Below are 22,019 nucleotides of genomic sequence, written 5' to 3'. Positions count from 1 at the left end.
TCAAGAGTAATGAACTGTGACGCTGGGCACCGCATATTCACAGGAACGTCCCCCGCAGGAAGCGCACCCGCATAGGGTTCCGTAACCTAAGATGCGAATTCCCTGCGCACCAAGACCAGGAGCTCGAACCGCCAGTGACGATGATCAAATCTCTCGGGAACGGACATCCCCGAGGACCCAGCGAGACGTACGGACGGCGCATCGTGCCGCGCGGCCCCGCTCCTGTCCGAATGCGTGTCCTGGCTGGACTTTTCGACGCGGCGGTGTTCCTACTTCCGTTGATCGTCGGCTGGTACATCGTCCAGTCGCTCCGTGACGACAACGGTGGCGGCGAGGCCGATCGAGCAGTCTTCGGCGGGACAGCAATAGCCATCGCCGTCGGTCTCCTTGTGTGGAACCTCGGATTCCGTGAGGGGGCAACCGGTCGGACCTCGGGGAAGGGATGGGTTGGCCTGGTCACGCGTGACGCGACCACCAAACAGCCCATCGGTGTCCGCCGGGCTCTGCGCAGACCGTTCGACCGAAGCGGCATCGAGGTGGTCCGAGAAAGCACGGCCCGCGACGAGGGCTTCGAAGAACTCGCACGCGACAACAGCGTCGGTGCAACTCGCCGGCGCCGCCTGATCGGACTCGCGGTCCTCACCGTGCTGCTCGCGCTTGTGATGCTCGCGAGTATCGCAGTGGGTGCTCGTCCACTGACGTTCGCCGAGATCTTCCACGCGCTCTTCAATTCGGACGGAACTCAAACGGACATCATCGTGCGGACGTTGCGCGCCCCACGAACGATTTTGGGTCTTGTTGTCGGAATTGCACTCGGTATCGCCGGTGCCTTGATTCAGGGACACACGCGCAACCCGTTGGCGGATGCCGGTCTACTCGGCCTCAACGCAGGCGCAGCGTTCTTCGTGGTCATGGCGATCTACCTCTTCGGCTTTACGGCACCGAGTCAATACCTCTGGTTCGCGTTCGCAGGATCCTTCGTCGCCAGCATCGTCGTTTTCGGCTTGTCTTCCATCGGAAACGGCGGCGCAAGTCCTCTGAGTCTGGCTCTGGCGGGCGCGGCCGTCGCATTCTTCCTGCAAGCCATGACCAACGCCGTGATAATCCTCGACCAGACGAGCCTGGACGCCTACCGTTTCTGGGTTGTCGGGTCGGTGTCCGGTCGCGGGTTCGACGTCCTCTGGCAGGTCCTGCCGTTCCTGATACTCGGATTGGTCATCGCCTTGGCAAGTACGCCGGGGCTCAACGTCCTCAGCCTGGGTGAAGACGTCGCAAAAGCACTGGGAACTAACATCGCGTTCAGTCGCACACTCGGCATCGTCGCGATCACCCTGCTGACCGGCGCCGCCACCGCGGCGTGTGGTCCGATCGCGTTCATCGGTTTGGTGGTCCCTCACGTGGCCCGGGCCATCACCGGACCCGACTACCGCTGGCTGGTCCCGTACGCGGGCTTACTCGGCGCGGTCATGTTGATCACCGCGGACATCATCGGCCGCGTGGTCGTGCGCCCTGGTGAGTTGCAGGTCGGCATCATCTTGGCCCTGTTCGGCGCTCCGTTCTTCATCGCTCTCGTACGCCGCAGGAAGTTGGCAAGTCTGTGACGCTCAAGCAGGAACTCCGGGTACTCCCCCGGACCGTCCCCTCACGTAAGTCGATCCGCCTCGGTGGATTCTCGCTGGTCTACCGCCCACTCGCGGTGTCGGTGAGCATTGCCCTCGCAGTTGCGCTGTTCCTTCTGCTTTGCATCAACATCGGGCGGGGCGACTATCCGATCTCGATCCCCGATGTCATTTCGGTCCTGCTCGGCAATGGCAGCAAGACACAGAACCTGATCGTCTTCGACCTTCGACTTCCTCGGTCGCTCACCGCGCTCTTCATCGGTATGGCACTCGGCATTGCCGGTGCGGTCACCCAGACGATTGCGCGCAATGCCCTCGCCAGCCCCGACATCCTCGGAATCACGGCTGGATCGAGTGCCGCCGCAGTGGCACTCATCGTACTCGGCGGGGGTGGCTCGTTCGTGGGACTGCTTGCCACACTGGGGATTCCGTTGGCTGCGCTCTGCGGCGGCCTACTGACAGCAGTGGTGATCTACGCCTTGGCGTGGCGCAAGGGCGTCGAGGGGTTCCGCCTCATCCTGATCGGTATCGGCATCAACGCCATGCTGGTGGCAGCGACGGGATGGCTCCTCATCTCGGCGGACATCAACGACGCTTCTCGCGCACAGGTGTGGCTCAACGGTTCACTCAACGGTGCCACCTGGAATCAGATGTGGCCGGTCGCAATCGCCGTCGCAGTAGTCGGCGGCTACGCGGTGATCGCATCGTTCACCATGGGAGCACTGCGGTTGGGCGACGACAACGCAACCTCACTCGGTGTTCGCTTGCAATCATCACAGGCCAAGTTGTTGCTTTCCGCCGTGGCACTGGCCGCCATCGCGACCGCAGCAGCAGGTCCGGTCGGCTTTGTCGCCCTGGCTGCGCCACAGGTCGCCATGCGTCTGGTGCGCTCCGCCGGCCCGCCCATCGTGGCTTCCGCGCTGACCGGTGCTGTACTGGTGGTAGGCAGCGACGTCATCGCTCGAACAATTCTGCCTGTGGAACTCCCCGTCGGAATCGTGACTTCCGCACTGGGCGGCCCGTTCCTGCTCTACCTGTTGGTTCGTAACAATCGGAAGGTCACAGCATGACCACCATCGCCCAGTCCACCGATGCTCCTTCGCGTCTCGTCGCGCAGAATCTGACGCTCGGGTACGGGGATCGCATCATCGTCGACGGACTCGATCTCGAGATCCCCACCGGCGTGATCACGACGGTCATCGGACCCAACGGTTGCGGCAAGTCGACGCTCTTGCGCGCGCTCGGTCGTCTGCTCAAGCCAAAGGGTGGATCGGTCATCCTCGACGGCAAGGCGATCAGTTCGATGAAGACCAAGGAAGTCGCGCGGGTGCTCGGAATGCTCCCCCAGACTCCTGTTGCGCCGGAAGGGCTCACCGTCGCCGATTTGGTCTCACGTGGGCGCCACCCGCACCAGTCGTGGATCAGGCAGTGGTCCGCGGACGACGAGGGCGAGGTCGCCGAAGCGCTCGAGCTGACCGGTGTCTCGGATCTCGCCGATCGGCCCGTCGATCAATTGTCCGGCGGTCAGCGTCAGCGAGCCTGGATCTCGATGGCTCTCGCCCAGGGAACCGACATCCTGCTTCTCGACGAACCGACTACCTATCTGGACCTCGCGCACTCGATGGAAGTCCTCGACCTGGTGGATCAACTCCACGAGGAAATGGGGCGCACCGTGGTGATGGTTCTGCACGACCTCAATCTCGCGGTCAGATACAGCGATCATCTGATCGTGATGCGCGACGGCGCCGTCGTCGCTTCTGGTGTCCCCAAGGACATCATTTCCGCGGAACTTCTGCTCGAGGTGTTCGGTCTCGAAGCTGCGGTCATCGACGATCCCGTCTCGGATCGGCCGCTGATCGTTCCGATCGGAACCCGGCACGTGTTCGGTGCCGTCGGCGGGCCGGCAAAGCCTGCGTGACGATCGCGAATCAGCGACCCAGAATCGTCCGAACGAGTTTGAATCCCTGACCGATCGTCACGGTCGGCAGGTATGCCCGTCCGACCGCGTTGCCGATGCTCGGCAACGCGGCTGGATCGGCGAATGTCATGTGCATCGGCACGTACCGCGGCTGGAACTTCGATTTGAAGGCCAGCAGCGATCGAAATCCGTACACCGGTTCAAGGGTGCGACCGAGTAGGTCGAGCACGCTGTCCATCATCGCCGAGAAAGTCGTGGCCTCCGGTTCGTTCGCATTCCTCTCGGAGTCACCGGCGATTGTTGCCAGCGGTGCACCGGACAGACTGAGGAACTCGACGCCCTCCTCCTCCAATTTCAGTGCAGCGGAAGCGATGAGGAACTCCATCGCGGGACGGAACCCTTCGGAGCGTCGCCTCATGAAGTCGAGTGTCCACCCGACGACTTTGCCGTCGCGGTACACCGGTAGCCACGACGTGACACCGTGCACGGTGCGATCCTCGTCGACCGCGATCAGGCATCGCACTTGTTCGTCGTCGACCTCGTCGAGTCCGCCGAGGGTGAATCCCATCTCGGGCATCCCCTTGTCCGCTACCCACTCCTCCGAGATCGCGACCATCTGATCCTTGATCGCGAGAGGTGCATGAGGGAAGGAAATCCACTCGGCGGTGATACCGGACTTCTTCGCCCGGTTCAGTGCTGTGCGCACGTCCTGGAACCGCTTTCCTGTGAACGCGACTTGTCCCAGGTCGAGCACGGTTTCCTCGGCGACCTGTAGACCGCTCCAGCCCATCGAATCGGTGATGGTTCGGGCGTCGTCGGTCACGGAATAGAAGCAGGGAATCCAACCGTTCGACGACGCGAACTCGGCGAACCCCTCGATCGCCGCGCGCATGCGATCTGGAGGACCGACCGGATCACCTGTGGTGAGAGCAACGCCGGCGATGACGCGATACGCGACGTAACTCGAACCGTCCGCGCTGAACCAGTACGTGTTCCCCTTCCACGTCGTCATCCACGACAACGGGCTGCCGGTACCGGCGATCAACATGGATCGCGCTCGTTCGGCGGCTTTGGGATCGGCGGTCTTGACCGGCTTGAGGAAACTCACGAATACCAACACGGCGGCAACGCCCCAGAACACGACGCCGGTCCACTCGAAGAGCAACGTCGACTCGATGTCCACGGGAAGCAGGCGCGGGTCGATCAACTGCAGGTACACCGGCGGTACAAGGCGCTGTGGGAAGTCCGCGAGCAGCAACGTGACCGTGGGCTCGCGGTCGAACCCGTGCCTGGCGAGCATTCCGCCGCCGACGTAGATCACGGCGAGGACCGCGAGCAAGGTCACGATCGCAGCACCGAGACGTCGGTACGTCTTGGCCGGGGCCGCGACGTCGAAGTATCGACGTGTGGCGATCAGCAGGATCAGCACGAAGAGCGGTGTCAGGAACGGCACCAGCGTTCGATACACGTTCGGATCGCTGATTCCGTAGAACAAGCTGTCACTGTCGACTGCGTCGACGAACCTGATGACGAAGTTCCCGATCGAGAGGACGAGTAAGACGACCTGAGCACAGACAGTCGCAATCCAGGCGAATCTGCGGCCACGACGGAGCCCATCGCTCAACACCAGCACAAAAATCGACGGCATCAACGAGAGCAGAGTCGGCCCGATCCCCGAGAGTCTCAGCTCGAGGAGGCCGCGTCGGCAGTCCGGATCCGACGCGGATTCGGCGCACAGCTCACGTACTTCTGCGACGGTCCAGGGAACACCACGGAAGAGATCGCGGAGTACGGCGAGTGGGCCAACCGCCTGTGGGGACAGCGCGGCGATCATCGGGCCGATCGCACTTGCCGCGACGACGATGGCGACCAGGACGCGGCCCTCTCGCTGTGTCCCGGCGATGCGTTCACCGCGAGCCGATCGTCCGACGATCCACTGTCCGATGACCAAACCCACCACAGCGGCAAAGAATCGGATGACATCTTGCAGCTGACCACTGAACAAGGCCAAGGTGATGGTCAAAGCCAGGGTTCCGACGCGGATGCGGCGACGCCACAATGTCCCCATGTTCGAGCTGGCGGCCATCGCGGCGCCGACGATCCACGCGCTCGCGCCGACAGCGGAGCCGACATGGAGGCGGAACCCCCAATTGGAGTCGAACACTTTCACGAAGGATGCCCAGCCGAGCCCGAGCAGAACTCCCAAGATTTGAGTGCTTGCGCCGGCGATCGCCAGCTTGATCGTTCCCATCCGCCGTTCGAGGGGTGCAGCGACCGCAATCAGGAGCACGCTCGCGCCGATGTACCCGAGCAGGTTTCCTGCCCACAGCGCGGAGCTCAGTGGAATCCAGACATGTCCGTGCTGGATCGAGCCCATTCCCGCACCGATCGTGTGCTCGAGATCGCGGGACGGTCCGTGAACGATGCTGCCGGTTACGGCGCCCAGTATCCACATGGTGAGAAGTAGGACGACCGTCAAGGGTGCGTCGCGAATGCCGAAACGGATGATGCCGGCAGCTTTCTGCCTGACTACCCGCGCCCGTGACGTCGATTCTTCGGTGCCCGGCGAACTGTCGATCGTCATCTACGTGCGGCTACTTTCTGCGGATCGACTGTTGGCTTGCAATTATCGGGCATCGTCATTGTCGGGACTTTGGTCGTCTCACACCACCGTAACCGTCACGCAGATCACTATGGCCAATACCACACCCCCACCGAGGCGGTTACTACTACCAGTAGTACGTATTTCGTCGTGGAAGTCCGTAGAATCGAAGAATGGCAGGTCTAGGTGAACTCGAACGCGCGGTGATGGATCATTTGTGGTCCACATCGGAACCGCAAACTGTGCGACAGGTGCATGAAGCACTCGCGACGCATCGCGAATTGGCGTACACGACGGTAATGACCGTTCTGCAGCGCCTGGCGAAGAAGCATCTGGTGATTCAGCAGCGTGACGATCGCGCCCATCGCTATCTTCCCGTCAACAAGCGCGAAGAACTGGTCGCGAGCCTGATGGTCGACGCGCTGGCCCAGGCCCCGGAGTCCGGCGGTCGCGCTGCGGCACTCGTCCACTTCGTGGGACAGGTCAATGCTGACGAAGCCGATGCTCTCCGCGAAGCGCTCGCTGCCCTCGAGGTGCGCGAGTCCGCGAAAAAGGCTGCGCAGCCCGGAATTTCTAGGCCGAACTGATTTCGTCGTGCATGATGTGTAGGACATGAACGCCACTACTGCACTGGTTTTCGGACTGCTTGCCTTGTTGCTGGCCGGTCCGGTTCCCGCACTCCTGAGCCGCTCCACGTGGCCTTACCGCGCTCCACGCGCGGCGTTGGTTCTGTGGCAAGCCGTCGCGATTGCTGCGGTGCTGTCGGCATTCAGCTCGGGCCTGGCCATTGCCAGCCAGCTGCTCGTTCCCGGCGCTGACGGTAGGCCGACGACGGCCCCGACCGCCGAAATCGATGCACTCGGGCTCCCGCTGTGGATTCTGTACGTGGTTGTTTTTGCCCTGACGCTCCTGATCGGCGCGAAGCTGATCTTCTCGATAATCCAGGTCGCTGTGAGAACCCGACGTCGCCGTGCACGTCACCGCGTGTTGGTGGACCTTCTCGACGACTGCGCCATGCCCGCGTCGGTGGAACGCACACCCGATCTGCGGGTGCTGGACGTGGACGAACCGATCGCATACTGCCTGCCAGGTCTGCGCCAACGCGTGGTTCTCAGCCAAGGCACTCTGCAGAACCTCGATCATGCCGAGGTCAAAGCAATCCTGACGCACGAGCGTTCACACCTGCGAGCTCGTCACGATCTGGTCCTCGAGGCTTTCACGGCCGTCAACCACGCGTTCCCCCGTTTCGTCCGTAGCAAGTCGGCTCTGGGATCGGTACAACTCCTGGTGGAGTTGCTCGCCGACGATTCAGCTGTGCGGGCTACCGGTCCCACTCCCCTCGCGCGGGCACTTGTCGCGTGTGCCGGATCGACGGCACCCCGCGGAGCGATGGCAGCGGGCGGCCCGTCGACGCTCATCCGAGTGCAGCGCCTCTCGGCCGACGATGCAGATCCCCGCATCGCAGTTTTTGCGTATCTCGGGGCGGTCGCGATTCTCGTGGTTCCCACGGTTGCGGTGGCTGTGCCCTGGCTCACCGAACTTCGACTGCTTTTCAACGCATACTGAGTCTTGACCTGCGCAACCCCGTGTAGTAGTGCAGGTCACAGGCGGGGCTACCTGACTTCGGTGTCCCCGGTGGCGTAGAGTGGACCACGGCCACCATCGTGGTCCGTCAACATATAACGGCACACAGCCCAATTCCCCGCAGTATGCGTTCGGATTGCCAGGTGACATGTGCCCTGGCTCGTCCCTTTGCGAACTGTGTCGTGTATTTCAGCATGGCTTCTTCCGCTCCGCGACGTGCCCGTAGTCCGGAGAGGTTTCCGCGTGACCAACGCTGTCCAAATGTCGTCTTCCGAGAACATCGAAGACCCCACCGTCAACACCCCCGCTGCCGAAGAAGCAGTCGCCACCGAGCCGGGTATCACCTTCGCCGAGATCGGCCTGCCCGAGCAGCTTGTTGCCGCATTGGCGCGCAACTCCATCACCGTCCCGTCCCCCATCCAGGCACAGTCCATCCCGGACGCGCTCGCCGGAACCAACGTTCTCGGCCGCGCACAGACCGGATCGGGTAAGACCCTCGCCTTCGGCCTGCCGATGCTGACCCGCCTCTCACGCCACGAAGATCGCCCGGCCGCCAAGCGTCCCCGCGCACTCGTGCTCGTCCCCACCCGTGAGCTTGCTTTCCAGGTGGTCGACTCCCTCAACTCCTACGCCGGCGCACTCGGACTCACGGTTCGTCCCGCTGTCGGTGGAACGCCGTTCGCCAAGCAGGTCGATCAGCTTCGCCGCGGCGTAGACGTCCTCGTCGCAACGCCGGGTCGCCTGGGCGATCACCTGCGTCAGGGCACCTGCATCCTCGACTCGGTGGAAATCACCGCACTCGACGAAGCCGATCAGATGGCGGACATGGGCTTTCTGCCCGAGGTTCGCTCGATCCTCGGCGAGACCCCCGCAGACGGACAGCGTCTGCTGTTCTCGGCAACCCTCGACCGTGAGGTCCAGTCGCTGGTTCGTCAGTTCCTGGCCAACCACGTCACCCACTCCACCGAAGACGGCCGCGCAAGCGTCGACACGATGGAGCACTACGTCCTCCTCGTCGATCGTGGGCAGAAGGATTCCGTCCTCGCCGAGATCGGTGCCCGCGACGGACGCACCATCATGTTCGCCCGCACCAAGCTCGGTTGCGAGGGAATCACCGATCGCCTCCGCGCAGTCGGCATCGCTGCCGAGTCGCTTCACGGCGGCAAGGCACAGAACCAGCGCACCCGCGTCCTCGAGCGTTTCAAGAACGGCCGCACCCCGGTCCTCGTCGCAACGGACGTCGCAGCACGCGGTATCCACGTCGACGGCATCGACCTCGTCGTTCACGTCGATCCCCCGGCCGACCACAAGGACTACCTGCACCGCGCTGGTCGTACCGCTCGCGCCGGCGAGAAGGGCACCGTTGTCGCCATCGTGCTGCCCAACCAGAAGCGTCAGTTCAAGCGTCTGACCGGAATGGCCGGCGTCAATGCCGCAGCCGTTGCCGTCACCCCGGGTTCTGCTGAACTTGCTCGCATCACCGGCGCCAAGAAGCCGACCGGAGAACCCTTGCGCGAGAGCTCTTCTCGTGGCGAGCGTTCCTTCGGTGATCGTGGCGGAAGCCGTGGCGGCTACCAGGGCAACCGCTCTTCGGGCGGATACCAGGGCAACCGCTCTTCCGGTGGCTACCAGGGCAACCGTGACGGCGAGAGCCGCGGCGGATACCAGGGCAACCGCTCTTCCGGTGGATACCAGGGTGATCGCTCCAGCGGTGGTTACCAGGGCAACCGTGACAGCCGTCCGTCCTACGGAGACCGCGACAGCCGCCCGTCGACGGGTTACCAGGGCAACCGCTCTTCGGGCGGATACCAGGGAAGCCGTGACGGCGAGAGCCGCGGCGGATACCAGGGCAACCGTTCGTCCGGTGGTGGATACCAGGGCAACCGCGACAACACCCGCTCGTACGGCGATCGCGACAGCCGCCCCTCGACCGGATACCAGGGCAACCGCTCTTCCGGTGGCTACCAGGGCAACCGCGACGGCGGCGACAACCGTGCAGCCTCGACCAGCGGTGGCGGCTTCCGCAGCCGCACCGACCGTCGTAGCTATGACGGATTCGACGGCCCGAAGCGCGATCAGCGGTAATACCTGCGCTGAGCTGCGGCTCGACAACTGAACACTGAGAACCTTCCGGCTGTGCCGGAAGCTGTATCGAGACGGATGCAGGTCACTGCAATTAAAGTGATCTGCATCCGTGTTTTGTATGCACGGTCTGATGTTCACGCGCGTCGCGGCCGCACCGTTTTCGGCTGCGCACAGCGCAGGATTTCACAGCCGCGGACCGAGAGGGAAAGCTGTAAGTATGTCAACCACTAGCACCGAATCACCCCGAGCTCAGATCGGCGTCACCGGCCTGGCCGTCATGGGTTCGAATATTGCCCGCAATTTCGCCCGCCACGGTCACACCGTTGCCCTGCACAACCGCAGCATCGCGAAGACCGATGCCCTGATCGCCGAGCATGGTTCCGAGGGCGATTTCGTGCGCACCGAGACCGTCGAGGAGTTTGTTGCCGCACTGCAGAAGCCGCGACGCGTCCTGATCATGGTCAAGGCCGGCGCCCCGACCGACGCCGTGATCGAAGAGCTCGCGAACGCCATGGAGCCCGGCGACATCATCATCGACGGTGGCAACTCGCTCTACACCGACACGATCCGTCGTGAAGCAGCGATCCGCGCCCGCGGTCTGCACTTCGTCGGCGCTGGTATCTCCGGTGGCGAAGAAGGCGCACTCAACGGTCCGTCGATCATGCCCGGCGGCCCGAAGGAGTCCTACGAGGCTCTCGGCCCGCTTCTCGAGTCCATCTCCGCTCACGTCGACGGCACCCCGTGCTGCACGCACATCGGCCCCGACGGCAGCGGTCACTTCGTCAAGATGGTGCACAACGGCATCGAGTACGCCGACATGCAGCTCATCGGCGAGGCGTACAACCTCTTCCGCGACGCACTCGGTTACGACGCCGGTCAGGTCGCAGACGTCTTCACCGAGTGGAACAAGGGCACGCTCGAGTCCTACTTGATCGAGATCACCGCCGAGGTGCTCCGCCAGGTCGACGCCGAGACGGGCAAGCCGTTGGTCGACGTCATCGTCGACGCTGCCGAGCAGAAGGGCACGGGCCGCTGGACGGTCAAGTCCGCTCTGGATCTGGGCGTGCCGGTCACCGGTATCGCCGAGGCCGTTTTCGCTCGCGCACTGTCCGGTAGCCGCAATCAGCGCGCCGCAGCTCAGGCGCAGGGTCTGGCCGCCGGCTCTCTCGGCGACAAGCCTGCTGACGCCGAGCAGTTCGCCGCCGACATCCAGGCCGCGCTGTACGCGTCGAAGATCGTGGCGTACGCGCAGGGCTTCGATCAGATCGCTGCCGGCAGCGCCGAGTACGACTGGAACCTCAAGCCTGCCGACCTGGCGACGATCTGGCGCGGTGGCTGCATCATCCGTGCGCAGTTCCTCAACCGCATCAAGGACGCGTTCGACGCGGATCCGAGCCTGCCGAGCTTGATTCTGGCGCCGTACTTCCGCGAGGCCATCGAGGCAGGCATCGACAGCTGGCGCCGTGTGGTCGCCACCGCGACGATGCTCGGCATTCCGGTACCGGCGTTCGCGTCTTCGCTCTCGTACTACGACGGTCTCCGCGCGGAGCGTCTGCCGGCCGCCCTGACTCAGGGTCAGCGCGACTTCTTCGGCGCGCACACCTACGAGCGCATCGACAAGCCGGGCAAGTTCCACACACTGTGGAGCGGTGACCGCAGCGAAATCGAGGCCTGATTCACAGCGGGTATCGGTAGATGCGGTCATCTGCGTCTACCGATACCCGGTAGCCTGGACAAATGCAGGAATCGACGATCGACTCGCCCACCTCGACCGAAGGGCGTTCGTTCGTCGACCTCGGAATCCCCGCCGTGATGGTGCACGCGTTGCGCCGTAGCGGCATCGATGCCCCCTTCCCCATTCAGTCGGCAACCATCCCCGATGTTCTTGCCGGCCTGGATGTCCTCGGGCGCGGCGCGACGGGTTCCGGAAAGACTCTGGCCTTCGGGCTTCCGATGCTGGTGCGCCTCAAGGGTGGGGCGAGCAAGCGGAATCGTCCGCGCGGTTTGGTGCTCGCTCCCACCCGTGAGCTGGCGATCCAGATCCACAAGGCACTCGACGACGCTGCTACCGAGATCGGTTTGCGTGCGGCAAATGCGGTCGGTGGCGTTCCGATCAAGCGTCAGGCCGACATCCTTGCCCGCGGCGTCGATCTCCTGATCGCGACCCCAGGGCGCCTACTCGACCTACTCGAGCAGAAGTCGGTGATTCTCGACGACGTCGTGATCACGACCATCGACGAAGCCGACCACATGGCAGACATGGGTTTCATCGACGAGGTTGCGAAGATTCTCGACACGACACCGAAAGACGGTCAGCGCCTTCTCTTCTCGGCAACACTCGACGGCAAGGTCGACGATCTGGTCGCGGGTTACCTGCGCAATCCGGCGTCGCACTCGACTGCTCCCCCGGTTGCCACCGTCTCGACCATGGAGCATCACCTGCTCTTCGTCGACCGCGACGACAAGAGATCCGTTGTCGCACATATCGGTTCACGGGCGGGGCGGACCATCATGTTCGTCAAGACCAAGCACGGTGTGGATCGTCTTGCGCAGCAACTGCATTTGATCGGTGTCTCGGCCGGCGCCCTGCACGGCGGCAAGACGCAGAACAATCGGACCAAGACCCTCGCGTCGTTCTCCGACGGGACGACACCGGTCCTGGTCGCCACCGATGTCGCCGCGCGCGGAATCCATGTCGACGACGTGACGCTCGTCGTTCACGTCGATCCCCCGGCGGAGGCGAAGGACTACCTGCACCGGGCCGGCCGGACGGCACGCGCCGGGGAATCAGGCGTCGTCGTCACCATCGTCACCGACGAAGAACGTGATTCGGTCGAGAAGTTGACCAAGCAGGCAGGCATCAAGGTTCACGGCGTGCGGGTCCGCCCCGACGATCTGGAGCTCACGCGCATCACCGGCGCGATGGAGCCGACGGGAATACCGGTCGAAGCTCCCGATACGACGGTCGCCGTCAAGCACACCGCCAAGCGTGGCCGTCAGGAACACGACACTGCAGGCCGGACCGCTGCCGGAGGACGGATGAAGAAGGACGGCGACAAGCGCGCGGCTTCCTCGCGGCGCGTCACCGATCCGAAGAGTGTGAAGAAGATCCGTGCGGACGGCACTCCGGTCCCAACCCGTTCGGAGCGTCTGGCGTCCAAGGGCTTGACCCCGCGTCGCGGCGCACCCGGCGCAGGAAAGCCGTCTGCCGGAAATCGGGCGGGCAAGCGCGCACACTGAGGGAATGGGTGATCTTCCACTGATCTCTGTTCTCTGCGCACTCGTCGCCGCGCTTCTCTTCGCGTGTGCCTCCGTCGCTCAGCAGCGCGCCGCGTCTGCGGTTCCGGAGGGCGAGGCGTTGGTGGCGTCGTTGATTCGCAGTCCTCGGTGGTGGGCCGGGCTGATCGGTGACGGCGGCGGTTACGTCATGCAGGCCGTTGCACTGTCGTTGGGTTCGGTGTTGGTGGTGCAGCCGCTGATCGTGACCTCGCTGCTGTTCGCGCTGCCACTTTCGGCCAGGTTCTCGGGAATTCGCATCACCCGTTCTGCGTGGTCATTGGCGATCATGCTCGCGATTTCCTTGGCGATCTTCCTCGTCGTCGGCGATCCCACCGAGGGAGACAGCAACGCTCCGTGGTCGGATTGGGCTGTGCCACTGACGATCACGGTCGCAGTGGCCGTGGTCGCAACTATCGGCGGCTTGTCCAAACTCGACGGTGGCTGGCGCGCTCTGCTTCTCGGCTCCGCGGCCGGAATCTTCTACGGCGTGGCCGTCGCATTCACCAAGTACGTCACCGACCTACTCGGACATGGCGTCGTCGGGGTGATTTCGGCATGGCAGACGTGGGCGCTGATCGCCTCGGGCGCAATCGGGGTCTACCTCCAACAGCGCGCTTTCCAGGTCGGGCCCCTGTCGGCGTCGCTACCTGCCCTGACGATCGGCGAGCCGATCGCGGCCATCTTCCTGGGGATGACGGTTCTCGACGAACGCCTCCGCGTCGACGGTCCCGGAATTGCTCTCATCGGGTGCGCCGTCGCCGTCATGATCATGACCACGATCGCCCTCTCCCGCTCACAAGCACGCGATACCGAGGGCGCTACGGCGGAATCGACGGTAGGCTCGTGAAACGTGCAGTTCCTCGAAGGGCAACGCCCCCCATACGACCTGACCTACGACGACGTCTTCCTCGTCCCTAACCGGACCGAGGTCACCTCTCGGTTCGACGTCGATCTCAATTCTTCCGACGGATCCGGAACGACCATTCCCGTCGTCGTCGCCAATATGACCGCAGTCGCCGGCCGCCGCATGGCGGAGACTGTCGCCCGCCGCGGCGGACTGGTCATCATTCCGCAGGACGTCCCCACCGAAGCGGTCGCCGAGACCGTGGCGTTCGTCAAGAGCCGCCACCTCGTCGCTGATACGCCGGTCACGCTGAGTCCGGACGACGCCGTCTCAGATGCGCTGGCGCTGCTACCCAAGCGTGCACACGGCGCAGTCGTGGTGGTCGAGGACGGCAAGCCTCTCGGTGTCGTCACCGAGGCTGCCTGCGCGGATGTCGATCGGTTCACTCGCCTACGTACCGTCGCGATCACCGACTTCGTCACCGCCCCGGTCACCGCCACACCGCGTGAGGTCTTCGAACTGCTCGAAACCAAGCACGATCCGTTGGCCGTCATCGTCAACGAGGACGGAACCCTCGCCGGCGTCCTCACCCGCACCGGCGCGATTCGTGCCGGCATCTACGACCCCGCAGTCGACGAGCGCGGCGCACTCCGGGTCGCCGCAGCGGTCGGTGTGAACGGTGACGTGGGCGCCAAGGCCAAGGCACTCGTCGACGCCGGTGCCGACGTGATCGTCGTGGACACAGCTCACGGTCACCAGCAGAGAATGATCGATGCGCTCACCACCCTCAAGGCGCTCGACCTCGGCGTCCCGTTGGTTGCAGGCAACGTGGTGTCCGCACAGGGAACCCGTGATCTGATCGCCGCAGGCGCGGACATCGTCAAGGTCGGCGTCGGGCCCGGAGCCATGTGCACGACTCGCATGATGACCGGCGTCGGACGCCCGCAGTTCTCGGCCGTCGCGGAATGTGCTGCAGCAGCACGCGAGCTCGGCAAGCACGTCTGGGCCGACGGCGGCGTTCGCCACCCTCGCGACGTTGCACTCGCCCTCGCGGCGGGCGCGTCGAACGTCATGATCGGCTCGTGGTTCGCCGGCACGTACGAGTCCCCCGGCGATCTCAAAGTCGATCAGGCGGGCAACGCGTACAAGGAGAGCTTCGGTATGGCCTCCAAGCGCGCTGTTGCCGCTCGCACAGCCACCGAAACGGCTTTCGATCGCGCCCGTAAGGGATTGTTCGAGGAAGGCATCTCCAGTTCGCGGATGCGTCTCGATCCCGAGCGCCCCGGAGTCGAGGACCTGATCGATCAGATTTGTTCCGGCGTACGCAGTACCTGCACGTACGCGGGTGCGCGCTCACTCGAGGAGCTGCACGAGAAGGCAGTTCTGGGAGTGCAGTCCGCCGCCGGATTCGCCGAAGGACGGCCGCTTCCGTCGGGTTGGTGAACCACGTTTTATGACAGTCGGCGGGTGCTCGGGTCCCTGCTCCCGGGCACCCGCCGGTATCATTGGATCCGTAAACAGGAAACAAAACTCGGTCGGGTGCCCATCGGCGACCCGACCGAGCCCGCTACAGCCGAGAAATACTCGGCTCCGACGAGAGGAACCCGGTGCCCGAGGCACCCACACACTTACCCGGCGCTACACCCGTCGTTTTATCCGAGGAATCGTCTGATTCCGCTGGTTCGGAGGGCTCCTCTAGCGAGCCGGGAGACAAACCCGGCGGCCCCCGTGCACACCTCAGGTGGCGATGACACATGGACATCGTTTTCACCATTCTCAGCCTGGTCGGCTTCATCGCGCTGACTGCAGGCACCGCCCTCTTCGTGGCGGCCGAATTCTCACTGACCGCGCTCGAACGCAGCACCGTCGACGAAGCTGCTCGTGGCGGCGACCGACGCTCGCGGCAGGTTCAACACGCGCACAAGACTCTCTCGTTCCAGCTCTCCGGCGCTCAGCTGGGTATCACGATCACAACCCTGATCACCGGTTACCTGGCCGAGCCCGTTCTGGCACGGTTCATCACACCGGTCACGAAGGCCGTCGGGCTCAGCGAATCCGCTGCCTCGACAACGTCTTTGATCCTGGCGCTCGTGATTGCGACCTCGTTCTCCATGATCTTCGGTGAGCTCGTACCGAAGAACCTCGCAATCTCCAAGCCGATGCCCACCGCCCGCGCGACTGCGGGCCTGCAAGCGGGCTTCTCGCTGATCTTCCGGTGGGCCATCAACGGCCTCAACGGAACCGCCAACTGGATCGTGCGACGCCTGGGCATCGAACCCGCGGAAGAATTGCGCTCGGCGCGATCACCGCAGGAACTCGGGTCCCTCGTGCGGACGTCCGCGCAGCGCGGGTCCATCGACAAGGGCACGGCGATGCTCGTCGACCGTTCGCTGCAGTTCGGTGACCGCACCGCAGAAGAGCTGATGACTCCGCGAGTGAAGATCGAATCGCTGGAACTCTCGGACACCGTCGCAGACCTGATCGTGACGGCGTCGCGAACTGGCTACTCGCGCTTCCCCGTCGTTCGCGGCGATCTCGACGACACAGTCGGCGTCGTACACATCAAACACGCATTCACCGTTCCGGCCGAGCGCAGGCGCACGACGCGCGTCGACAGTCTGGCTCAACGTGTTCCCGTCGTGCCGTCGAGCCTGGACGGAGACACCGTCATGGAGCGGATCCGCTCCGACGGCATGCAGGTCGCTCTTGTCGTCGACGAATACGGCGGAACAGCCGGCATCGTCACGATGGAAGACCTCATCGAGGAAATCGTCGGTGATGTGCGCGACGAACACGACGAACCCGAACTCGACGTACAGCGCGTCGGCGACGGCTGGTCGTGCTCCGGTCTGTTGCGCATCGACGAGGTCACGTCGGCAACCGGGTACACCGCACCCGAAGGCGACTACGACACGCTCGGCGGTCTGGTGCTCACCGAACTGGGCCGAATCCCCGACGAGGGTGACGAAGTGGAATTGCCCGACGTCGACTCGTCCGGTGATTCCCGCGGCAAGTGGATCGCCCGAGTGACCAGTATGGACGGCCGTCGTATCGACCGAGTGACCATCACGCCGGTACCGGCACATGTCGAACCCGAATCCGCAGACGACGATACGAAGGAGTCCGACGATGAATAACCTCTTCGGTGTACTCCTCACCGCCGTGCTGCTCGCCGGTAACGCATTCTTCGTCGGTGCGGAGTTCGCGCTGATCTCCGCACGACGCGACCGCCTCGAGGCACTTGTCGCGCAGGGTAAGAAGCGGGCACTCACGGTCATCAAGGCCGGTGAGAACCTCTCGCTGATGCTTGCGGCAGCTCAGCTGGGCATCACGATCTGCTCGATCCTCCTCGGTAAGGTCGCCGAGCCCGCCATTGCGCATCTCCTCGAGGTGCCGATGGAAGCCGTCGGCCTTCCCGACGGATTGCTACACCCGATTTCGTTTGCGATCGCGCTCTCGCTGGTCGTCGTGCTGCATATCCTCCTCGGCGAAATGGTGCCCAAGAACATCGCGTTGGCGGGCCCCGAGAAGACGGCCATGCTGCTCGTTCCCGTGCATCTGGCGTTCATCAAGATCGCTCGCCCGATCATCGCGTTCTACAACCTCTGCGCCAACGGAGTGCTCAAGCTCCTGCGCGTCGAGCCCAAGGACGAACTCGATGTCACGGTCTCGGCGGTGGAGTTGTCCGCGATGATCGGTGAATCGCGATCCGAGGGTCTGATCGACGCCGAAGAACACCGGCGCTTGAAGCAGGCACTCGAATCGACAGATCGCACCGTCTCCGAGGTCCTGATCACCCTCGACAAGGTGCGGACCATTCCCCTCACGCCGTCGGGAACAACACTGGGTGAGATCGAGCGTGCGGTCATCGAGACCGGATACTCGCGTTACCCGGTCCGAGCGAGCGACGGATCGCTGGCCGGGTACGTGCACCTCAAGGATGTGCTCGACGAGGTGCTCGACGAAGCTGCCGGGCCGGACACCGTCGTTCCGACATCGGATATCCGCCCGTTGCCCATCGTTCCGCTCAGCACGCCGCTGGCCGAAGCGTTAGCCGGCCTTCGTCGGGCCAGCTCGCACCTCGGCGCAGTCACGGACGCCGACGGAGTCGTGATCGGTATCGTCGCGCTCGAGGATCTGCTCGAGGAGTACGTCGGAACGGTTCGCGACGGCACGCACCGCGGCACAGATGCTGTTCCCGGACAAAGAAACAGCTGATCGATGACACGTTCGGTGCATTCACTCGCACTCGCACAGAGCGAGTGGACGGCTCGGCGGGCACTTCACCTCGAGGAGGTGGAGAAGCTCGTCGAGCCGCACCGAGCGCGTCGTAGCGCCGGTATCTCTCACCCGGTGCACGACTTCCTCTTCACGTACTACAACTTCAAGCCCGCCCAACTGCGCCGCTGGCACCCCGGGTACGGAGTCGCACTCGAGAACGCCGGCGAATACGCAGCCTTCTCCGGCTACCGCGTCGACGATTCGGGTACCGCGACGGTCGAGTCCGCCGTGCTGGAGCGTCGGCGTCACACAGTCGAATTCGTGTGGAATCTGTTGAATCAGACGTCTGCGCGGCCCGCTGTGCTGGGTTGCTTCGGCCTCCACGAATGGGCGATGGTCTATCGCGGCGGCGAGGACGCGATCCGTCACCAGTCAGTGCCGCTGCGGCTCGGGTTCGCCGGTACCGACGCGGTCGTCGAATCCCTGCCACTCAAATGCACGCACTACGACGCGTTCCGGTTCTTCACACCGGACGCGGCCCCCAAGAACTCGCTCCCGCTTGCACGCGAAACTCAGATCGATCACGAACAGCCGGGCTGCCTGCACGCGGGTATGGATCTGTACAAGTGGAGCTTCAAGTTGTTGCCACTCGTGGATTCCGATCTGGTGATGCGGTGCTTCGAACACGCGCTCCTGGCCCGTGAACTCGACATGCGCGCGAGCCCATACGACCTCGCCGAGTACGGGTACTCCCCCATTCGTATCGAAACTCCCGCGGGCCGCGCCGAATACGTGCGTCAGCAACAACAGTTGGCGGATCGTGCTGCGCCGCTCCGCGATACGCTGGCAGAGAAGTGCCGGGAGCTTCTCGGCCACTGAACTGCCGAAAGGCGCCACATGGATCACGGGTACGGGTTCTATCTCGACGAATACCAACGTGACGTCGGGGTGCACACCGACGACCGACGCGGCCACATCGAATGCCCGGACTCGGCGGGCTTCCTTGCGGCGCACTTGCCGGTGTTCGACCTCGCTGCAGGCTCAGTCGCGGCCTTCGCCTCGGCAATTCATCGGTCAACCAGCCCGGGCGACGGACACTGGACCCTCGATCCCGAGCGCATCGCCGCGTCCTTCTCGAGCGATCGACTGTTCCGGATCGGCGGCGAACCGATCAACGGATTCTCCGAATACTCGGGGTTCTTTGCCGCCCGCGACGGTTGGGTCCGCACGCACGGCAACTATCCACACCATCGCGACCGCCTGCTCGCCATCCTCGAACTCGACCATGGATCACCTAAAGATGCAGTGGCGCAACGGATATCCGAACTCAGCGCCATCGAGATCGAGCAGCAGGCCGCCGAGATCGGCGCCATCGCGGTCCGTGTTCGTACCGAGACCGAGTGGCGCCTGAGTGAGCAGTGCGCAGCTGCGAGGTCTGAGCCTCTGGTATCCATCCGAGTACGCGACGAGGGAAAACCCCGCACGCATCCGACGCGCCCACGTGTTCTCGACCTGACCCGCGTCATCGCCGGCCCGGTCGCGACCCGTGCCCTCGCGCTGGTCGGCGCTGACGTTCTGCGGATCGACCCTCCGGCGATCCCCGAGATCGGATGGCAGCACCTCGACAGTGGCCAGGGCAAGCGGTCGGCGCTTCTCGACCTGAAGTCCTCGGCGGAAGCGGCAGCATTCCGCGAACTCCTCGACACCGCAGACGTACTGGTCACCGGCTACCGTCCTGGCGCACTCGAAGCACTCATCGGGCAGGATCTTCCCGCCCACCTGATTCACGGGCGCGTCAGCGCATGGGGATGGGAAGGTCCGTGGGCGAATCGCCGCGGCTTCGACAGCATCGTGCAGGCCGCATCCGGTATCTCGTTCCTCGAGGGCGACGAGAAACCGGGCGCACTTCCAGCGCAGGCCCTCGACCACTCCACCGGATACTTCTTGGCAGCTGGGATCCTCGACGCGTTGACGCTGCGCTCGCAGGACGGCCGTGGCCGCGAGGTCGACGTGTCATTGGCCAGCACCGGCGCCCGTCTTCTCGACGCACCCGGCCGAACCGTCCATCCCGGTCTACCGACCGCTCCCGGCCTGAATGTTGTTGTCAACCATGCCGACGTGACCACCGCACGACCCGCGCTGGCAGAGTTCGAGGACTACCCCGAACCAGCCCATCCGTGGGGATCGGATCGCGCGGAGTGGGCACACTGAGGGACCGGCACATTCAGGGCAAGATGGACCTGTGAAGTCACATACCTACACACTCGACCTTCAGTGGACGGGCGATCTGGGAACCGGAACGTCCAGCACGCAGGGATATTCGCGCAATCATGCAATATCCGCGGTCGGAAAGCCGGAACTTCTCGGCAGCTCCGATCCCTCGTTCCGCGGTGACGCGCAGCGATGGAACCCCGAGGAACTGCTCGTTGCCTCCCTCGCCCAATGCCACATGCTCTGGTACCTCGGTCTGGCAGCTGCCGCTGGGGTCGTCGTTCTCGACTACAGCGATCAGCCGGTCGGCAGCATGATCGAGGAATCCGATGGCGGCGGCCAGTTCATCGAAGTGACGTTGAATCCGACGGTATTGGTCGCGGAGGCGTCGATGGTCGAGAAGGCCGAGGAGCTTCACGGCCCCGCACACACGAAGTGCTTCATCGCTCGGTCGGTCAACTTCCCTGTCCTGCATTCACCGACGATCCTGGTGGCCACCGATGAGTGATACGCACAAGCTCATCGTCGACGTCGACACCGGCATCGACGACTCGTTGGCGCTTCTCTATCTCCTTGCCAGCCCCGAAGCCGAGATTCTGGGGATAGCGAGCACCGCCGGCAACGTTCCGGTGGAACAGGTCGCGGCCAACAACTTGAACTGGCTTGCGCTCTGCGGCGCCCCGCACATCGAGGTTGCACTCGGCGCCCGCGAGCCACTGGTCATCCCGTTGCGCACCACCGAGGAGACTCACGGTCCGCAAGGGATCGGGCATGCCGTCCTCCCCGATTCGGGTCGCAAGCGCTCGGTCCGAACCGCCACCGACCTCTGGGTGGATCTCGTCCGGGAGTACCCCGGACAACTCACCGGATTGGTGACGGGGCCGCTCACCAACCTTGCGCTGGCGATCAGACGTGAACCCGATCTGCCGTCTCTGCTGAAGCGACTGGTCGTGATGGGTGGGTCGTTCAACTATCCGGGCAACACGACGCCGACCGCGGAGTGGAACGTCTCGGTGGATCCGCACGCCGCCAAGGAGGTGTTCGACGCGTTCTCCGTCGTACCCGCGCACCGGCGCCCGATCATCTGCGGCCTCAACGTCACCGAATCCATCGAGATGTTCCCCGAACATGTGCGTCGGCTCGCCGAAGCTGCCGGGAGCACTCCGGAAGAGATCATCTCGCCTGACGACGGCCCCGACGTCCGCAGTTCCGCGTCCAACAGCGTGATCAGGCATATGTCCGACGCGATCCGGTTCTACATGGAATTCCATCGTGAATACGACCAGGGCTTTCTTGCTCACATGCATGATCCCTTTGCTGCTGCCGTCGCGCTCGATCCGAGCTTGGCGACACTGAAGCCGGCAACGGTAGATGTCGAAACCGAGAGTCCACTGCTGATCGGAACGACGGTCGCGGACTGGGTCGGGCACTGGAAGCGTGAGCCCAACGCGGATATCGCGGTCAGCACCGATCCGGCGGAATTCTTCGATCGACTTGTCCACCGAGTGGGAAATTACGCCCGCGTCGTGGGTTGACCGAGCCGGGCACCGGCTATGCTCGCATGGACAGAACACCAACGAACGAGAACAAAGGACCTGACGTGCAGATTTCCAGCCACGATGCCTCCCCGGCATTTGCGCTCGGATTGATGGCGTT

17 protein-coding genes are annotated in these 22,019 nt (G+C 64.0%); 16 read left to right on the top strand and 1 reads right to left on the bottom strand.

From position 1 onward, the window contains the following. Positions 1 to 140 precede the first annotated feature (140 nt). Genes RE4_RS10930 through RE4_RS10920 form a run of 3 tightly spaced genes read left to right on the top strand, consistent with a single transcriptional unit; the run spans position 141 to position 3,537 of the window. The gene (locus RE4_RS10930; protein WP_019748453.1) at positions 141 to 1,601 is read left to right on the top strand and encodes a FecCD family ABC transporter permease; all 1,461 of its coding nucleotides are present in this window, start codon (positions 141 to 143) and stop codon (positions 1,599 to 1,601) included. Further along, positions 1,598 to 2,689: a FecCD family ABC transporter permease gene (locus tag RE4_RS10925; protein ID WP_019748452.1), complete on the top strand. Its 1,092-nt coding sequence runs from the start codon at positions 1,598 to 1,600 to the stop codon at positions 2,687 to 2,689. Before RE4_RS10930 ends, RE4_RS10925 begins: the two co-directional genes overlap by 4 nt. Further along, positions 2,686 to 3,537, top strand: a complete 852-nt coding sequence (locus tag RE4_RS10920; protein WP_020907760.1) for an ABC transporter ATP-binding protein — start codon at positions 2,686 to 2,688, stop codon at positions 3,535 to 3,537. Before RE4_RS10925 ends, RE4_RS10920 begins: the two co-directional genes overlap by 4 nt. Positions 3,538 to 3,547: 10 nt before the next feature. Here the strand turns inward: RE4_RS10920 and RE4_RS10915 are convergent, their stop codons facing one another. Next, positions 3,548 to 6,121: a bifunctional lysylphosphatidylglycerol flippase/synthetase MprF gene (locus RE4_RS10915; RefSeq protein WP_060938565.1), complete on the bottom strand. Its 2,574-nt coding sequence runs from the start codon at positions 6,119 to 6,121 to the stop codon at positions 3,548 to 3,550. A 191-nt stretch (positions 6,122 to 6,312) separates the two neighbouring features. Between RE4_RS10915 and RE4_RS10910 the strand changes: the two genes are divergently transcribed. The 13 genes from RE4_RS10910 (at position 6,313) to RE4_RS10850 (ending at position 21,898) form a co-directional block, all read left to right on the top strand. Then, complete coding sequence (locus RE4_RS10910) at positions 6,313 to 6,726, top strand: BlaI/MecI/CopY family transcriptional regulator (RefSeq protein ID WP_003944876.1); 414 nt, start codon at positions 6,313 to 6,315, stop codon at positions 6,724 to 6,726. A 25-nt stretch (positions 6,727 to 6,751) separates the two neighbouring features. Further along, entirely contained in the window at positions 6,752 to 7,705 is a 954-nt protein-coding gene (locus RE4_RS10905; protein ID WP_003944922.1) for a M56 family metallopeptidase, read from the top strand. Between the two features lie 261 nt (positions 7,706 to 7,966). Then, complete coding sequence (locus RE4_RS10900; protein WP_060938564.1) at positions 7,967 to 9,808, top strand: DEAD/DEAH box helicase; 1,842 nt, start codon at positions 7,967 to 7,969, stop codon at positions 9,806 to 9,808. 217 nt (positions 9,809 to 10,025) lie between these two features. Beyond that, positions 10,026 to 11,483, top strand: a complete 1,458-nt coding sequence (gnd, locus tag RE4_RS10895) for an NADP-dependent phosphogluconate dehydrogenase (protein WP_007730904.1) — start codon at positions 10,026 to 10,028, stop codon at positions 11,481 to 11,483. Between the two features lie 62 nt (positions 11,484 to 11,545). Further along, the gene (locus tag RE4_RS10890) at positions 11,546 to 13,048 is read left to right on the top strand and encodes a DEAD/DEAH box helicase (RefSeq protein WP_060938563.1); all 1,503 of its coding nucleotides are present in this window, start codon (positions 11,546 to 11,548) and stop codon (positions 13,046 to 13,048) included. A gap of 4 nt (positions 13,049 to 13,052) precedes the next feature. Then, entirely contained in the window at positions 13,053 to 13,934 is an 882-nt protein-coding gene (locus tag RE4_RS10885; RefSeq protein WP_020907757.1) for a DMT family transporter, read from the top strand. Between the two features lie 3 nt (positions 13,935 to 13,937). After that, positions 13,938 to 15,374 carry a GuaB1 family IMP dehydrogenase-related protein gene (locus RE4_RS10880; RefSeq protein ID WP_020969620.1) on the top strand — a complete coding sequence of 479 codons (1,437 nt, stop codon included), beginning with the start codon at positions 13,938 to 13,940 and terminating at the stop codon, positions 15,372 to 15,374. Between the two features lie 311 nt (positions 15,375 to 15,685). After that, complete coding sequence (locus tag RE4_RS10875) at positions 15,686 to 17,068, top strand: hemolysin family protein (RefSeq protein WP_019748444.1); 1,383 nt, start codon at positions 15,686 to 15,688, stop codon at positions 17,066 to 17,068. Further along, entirely contained in the window at positions 17,061 to 18,149 is a 1,089-nt protein-coding gene (locus RE4_RS10870; protein WP_060938562.1) for a hemolysin family protein, read from the top strand. Before RE4_RS10875 ends, RE4_RS10870 begins: the two co-directional genes overlap by 8 nt. 3 nt (positions 18,150 to 18,152) lie before the next feature. Further along, positions 18,153 to 19,031, top strand: coding sequence for a hypothetical protein (locus RE4_RS10865; protein WP_060938561.1), 879 nt, complete (start codon positions 18,153 to 18,155; stop codon positions 19,029 to 19,031). Between the two features lie 18 nt (positions 19,032 to 19,049). Then, positions 19,050 to 20,363 carry a CoA transferase gene (locus RE4_RS10860; RefSeq protein ID WP_060938560.1) on the top strand — a complete coding sequence of 438 codons (1,314 nt, stop codon included), beginning with the start codon at positions 19,050 to 19,052 and terminating at the stop codon, positions 20,361 to 20,363. A gap of 31 nt (positions 20,364 to 20,394) precedes the next feature. After that, complete coding sequence (locus RE4_RS10855) at positions 20,395 to 20,871, top strand: OsmC family protein (protein WP_019748441.1); 477 nt, start codon at positions 20,395 to 20,397, stop codon at positions 20,869 to 20,871. Beyond that, positions 20,864 to 21,898, top strand: coding sequence for a nucleoside hydrolase (locus RE4_RS10850; protein ID WP_019748440.1), 1,035 nt, complete (start codon positions 20,864 to 20,866; stop codon positions 21,896 to 21,898). Before RE4_RS10855 ends, RE4_RS10850 begins: the two co-directional genes overlap by 8 nt. Positions 21,899 to 22,019 lie beyond the last annotated feature (121 nt).

Origin of the sequence: Rhodococcus erythropolis NBRC 15567 (genome assembly GCF_001552595.1) — a bacterium.
Taxonomy (GTDB): domain Bacteria; phylum Actinomycetota; class Actinomycetes; order Mycobacteriales; family Mycobacteriaceae; genus Rhodococcus_F; species Rhodococcus_F erythropolis.
Note: the sequence above shows the minus strand (reverse complement) of the source record. Positions and strands in the feature narration are given on the sequence as shown.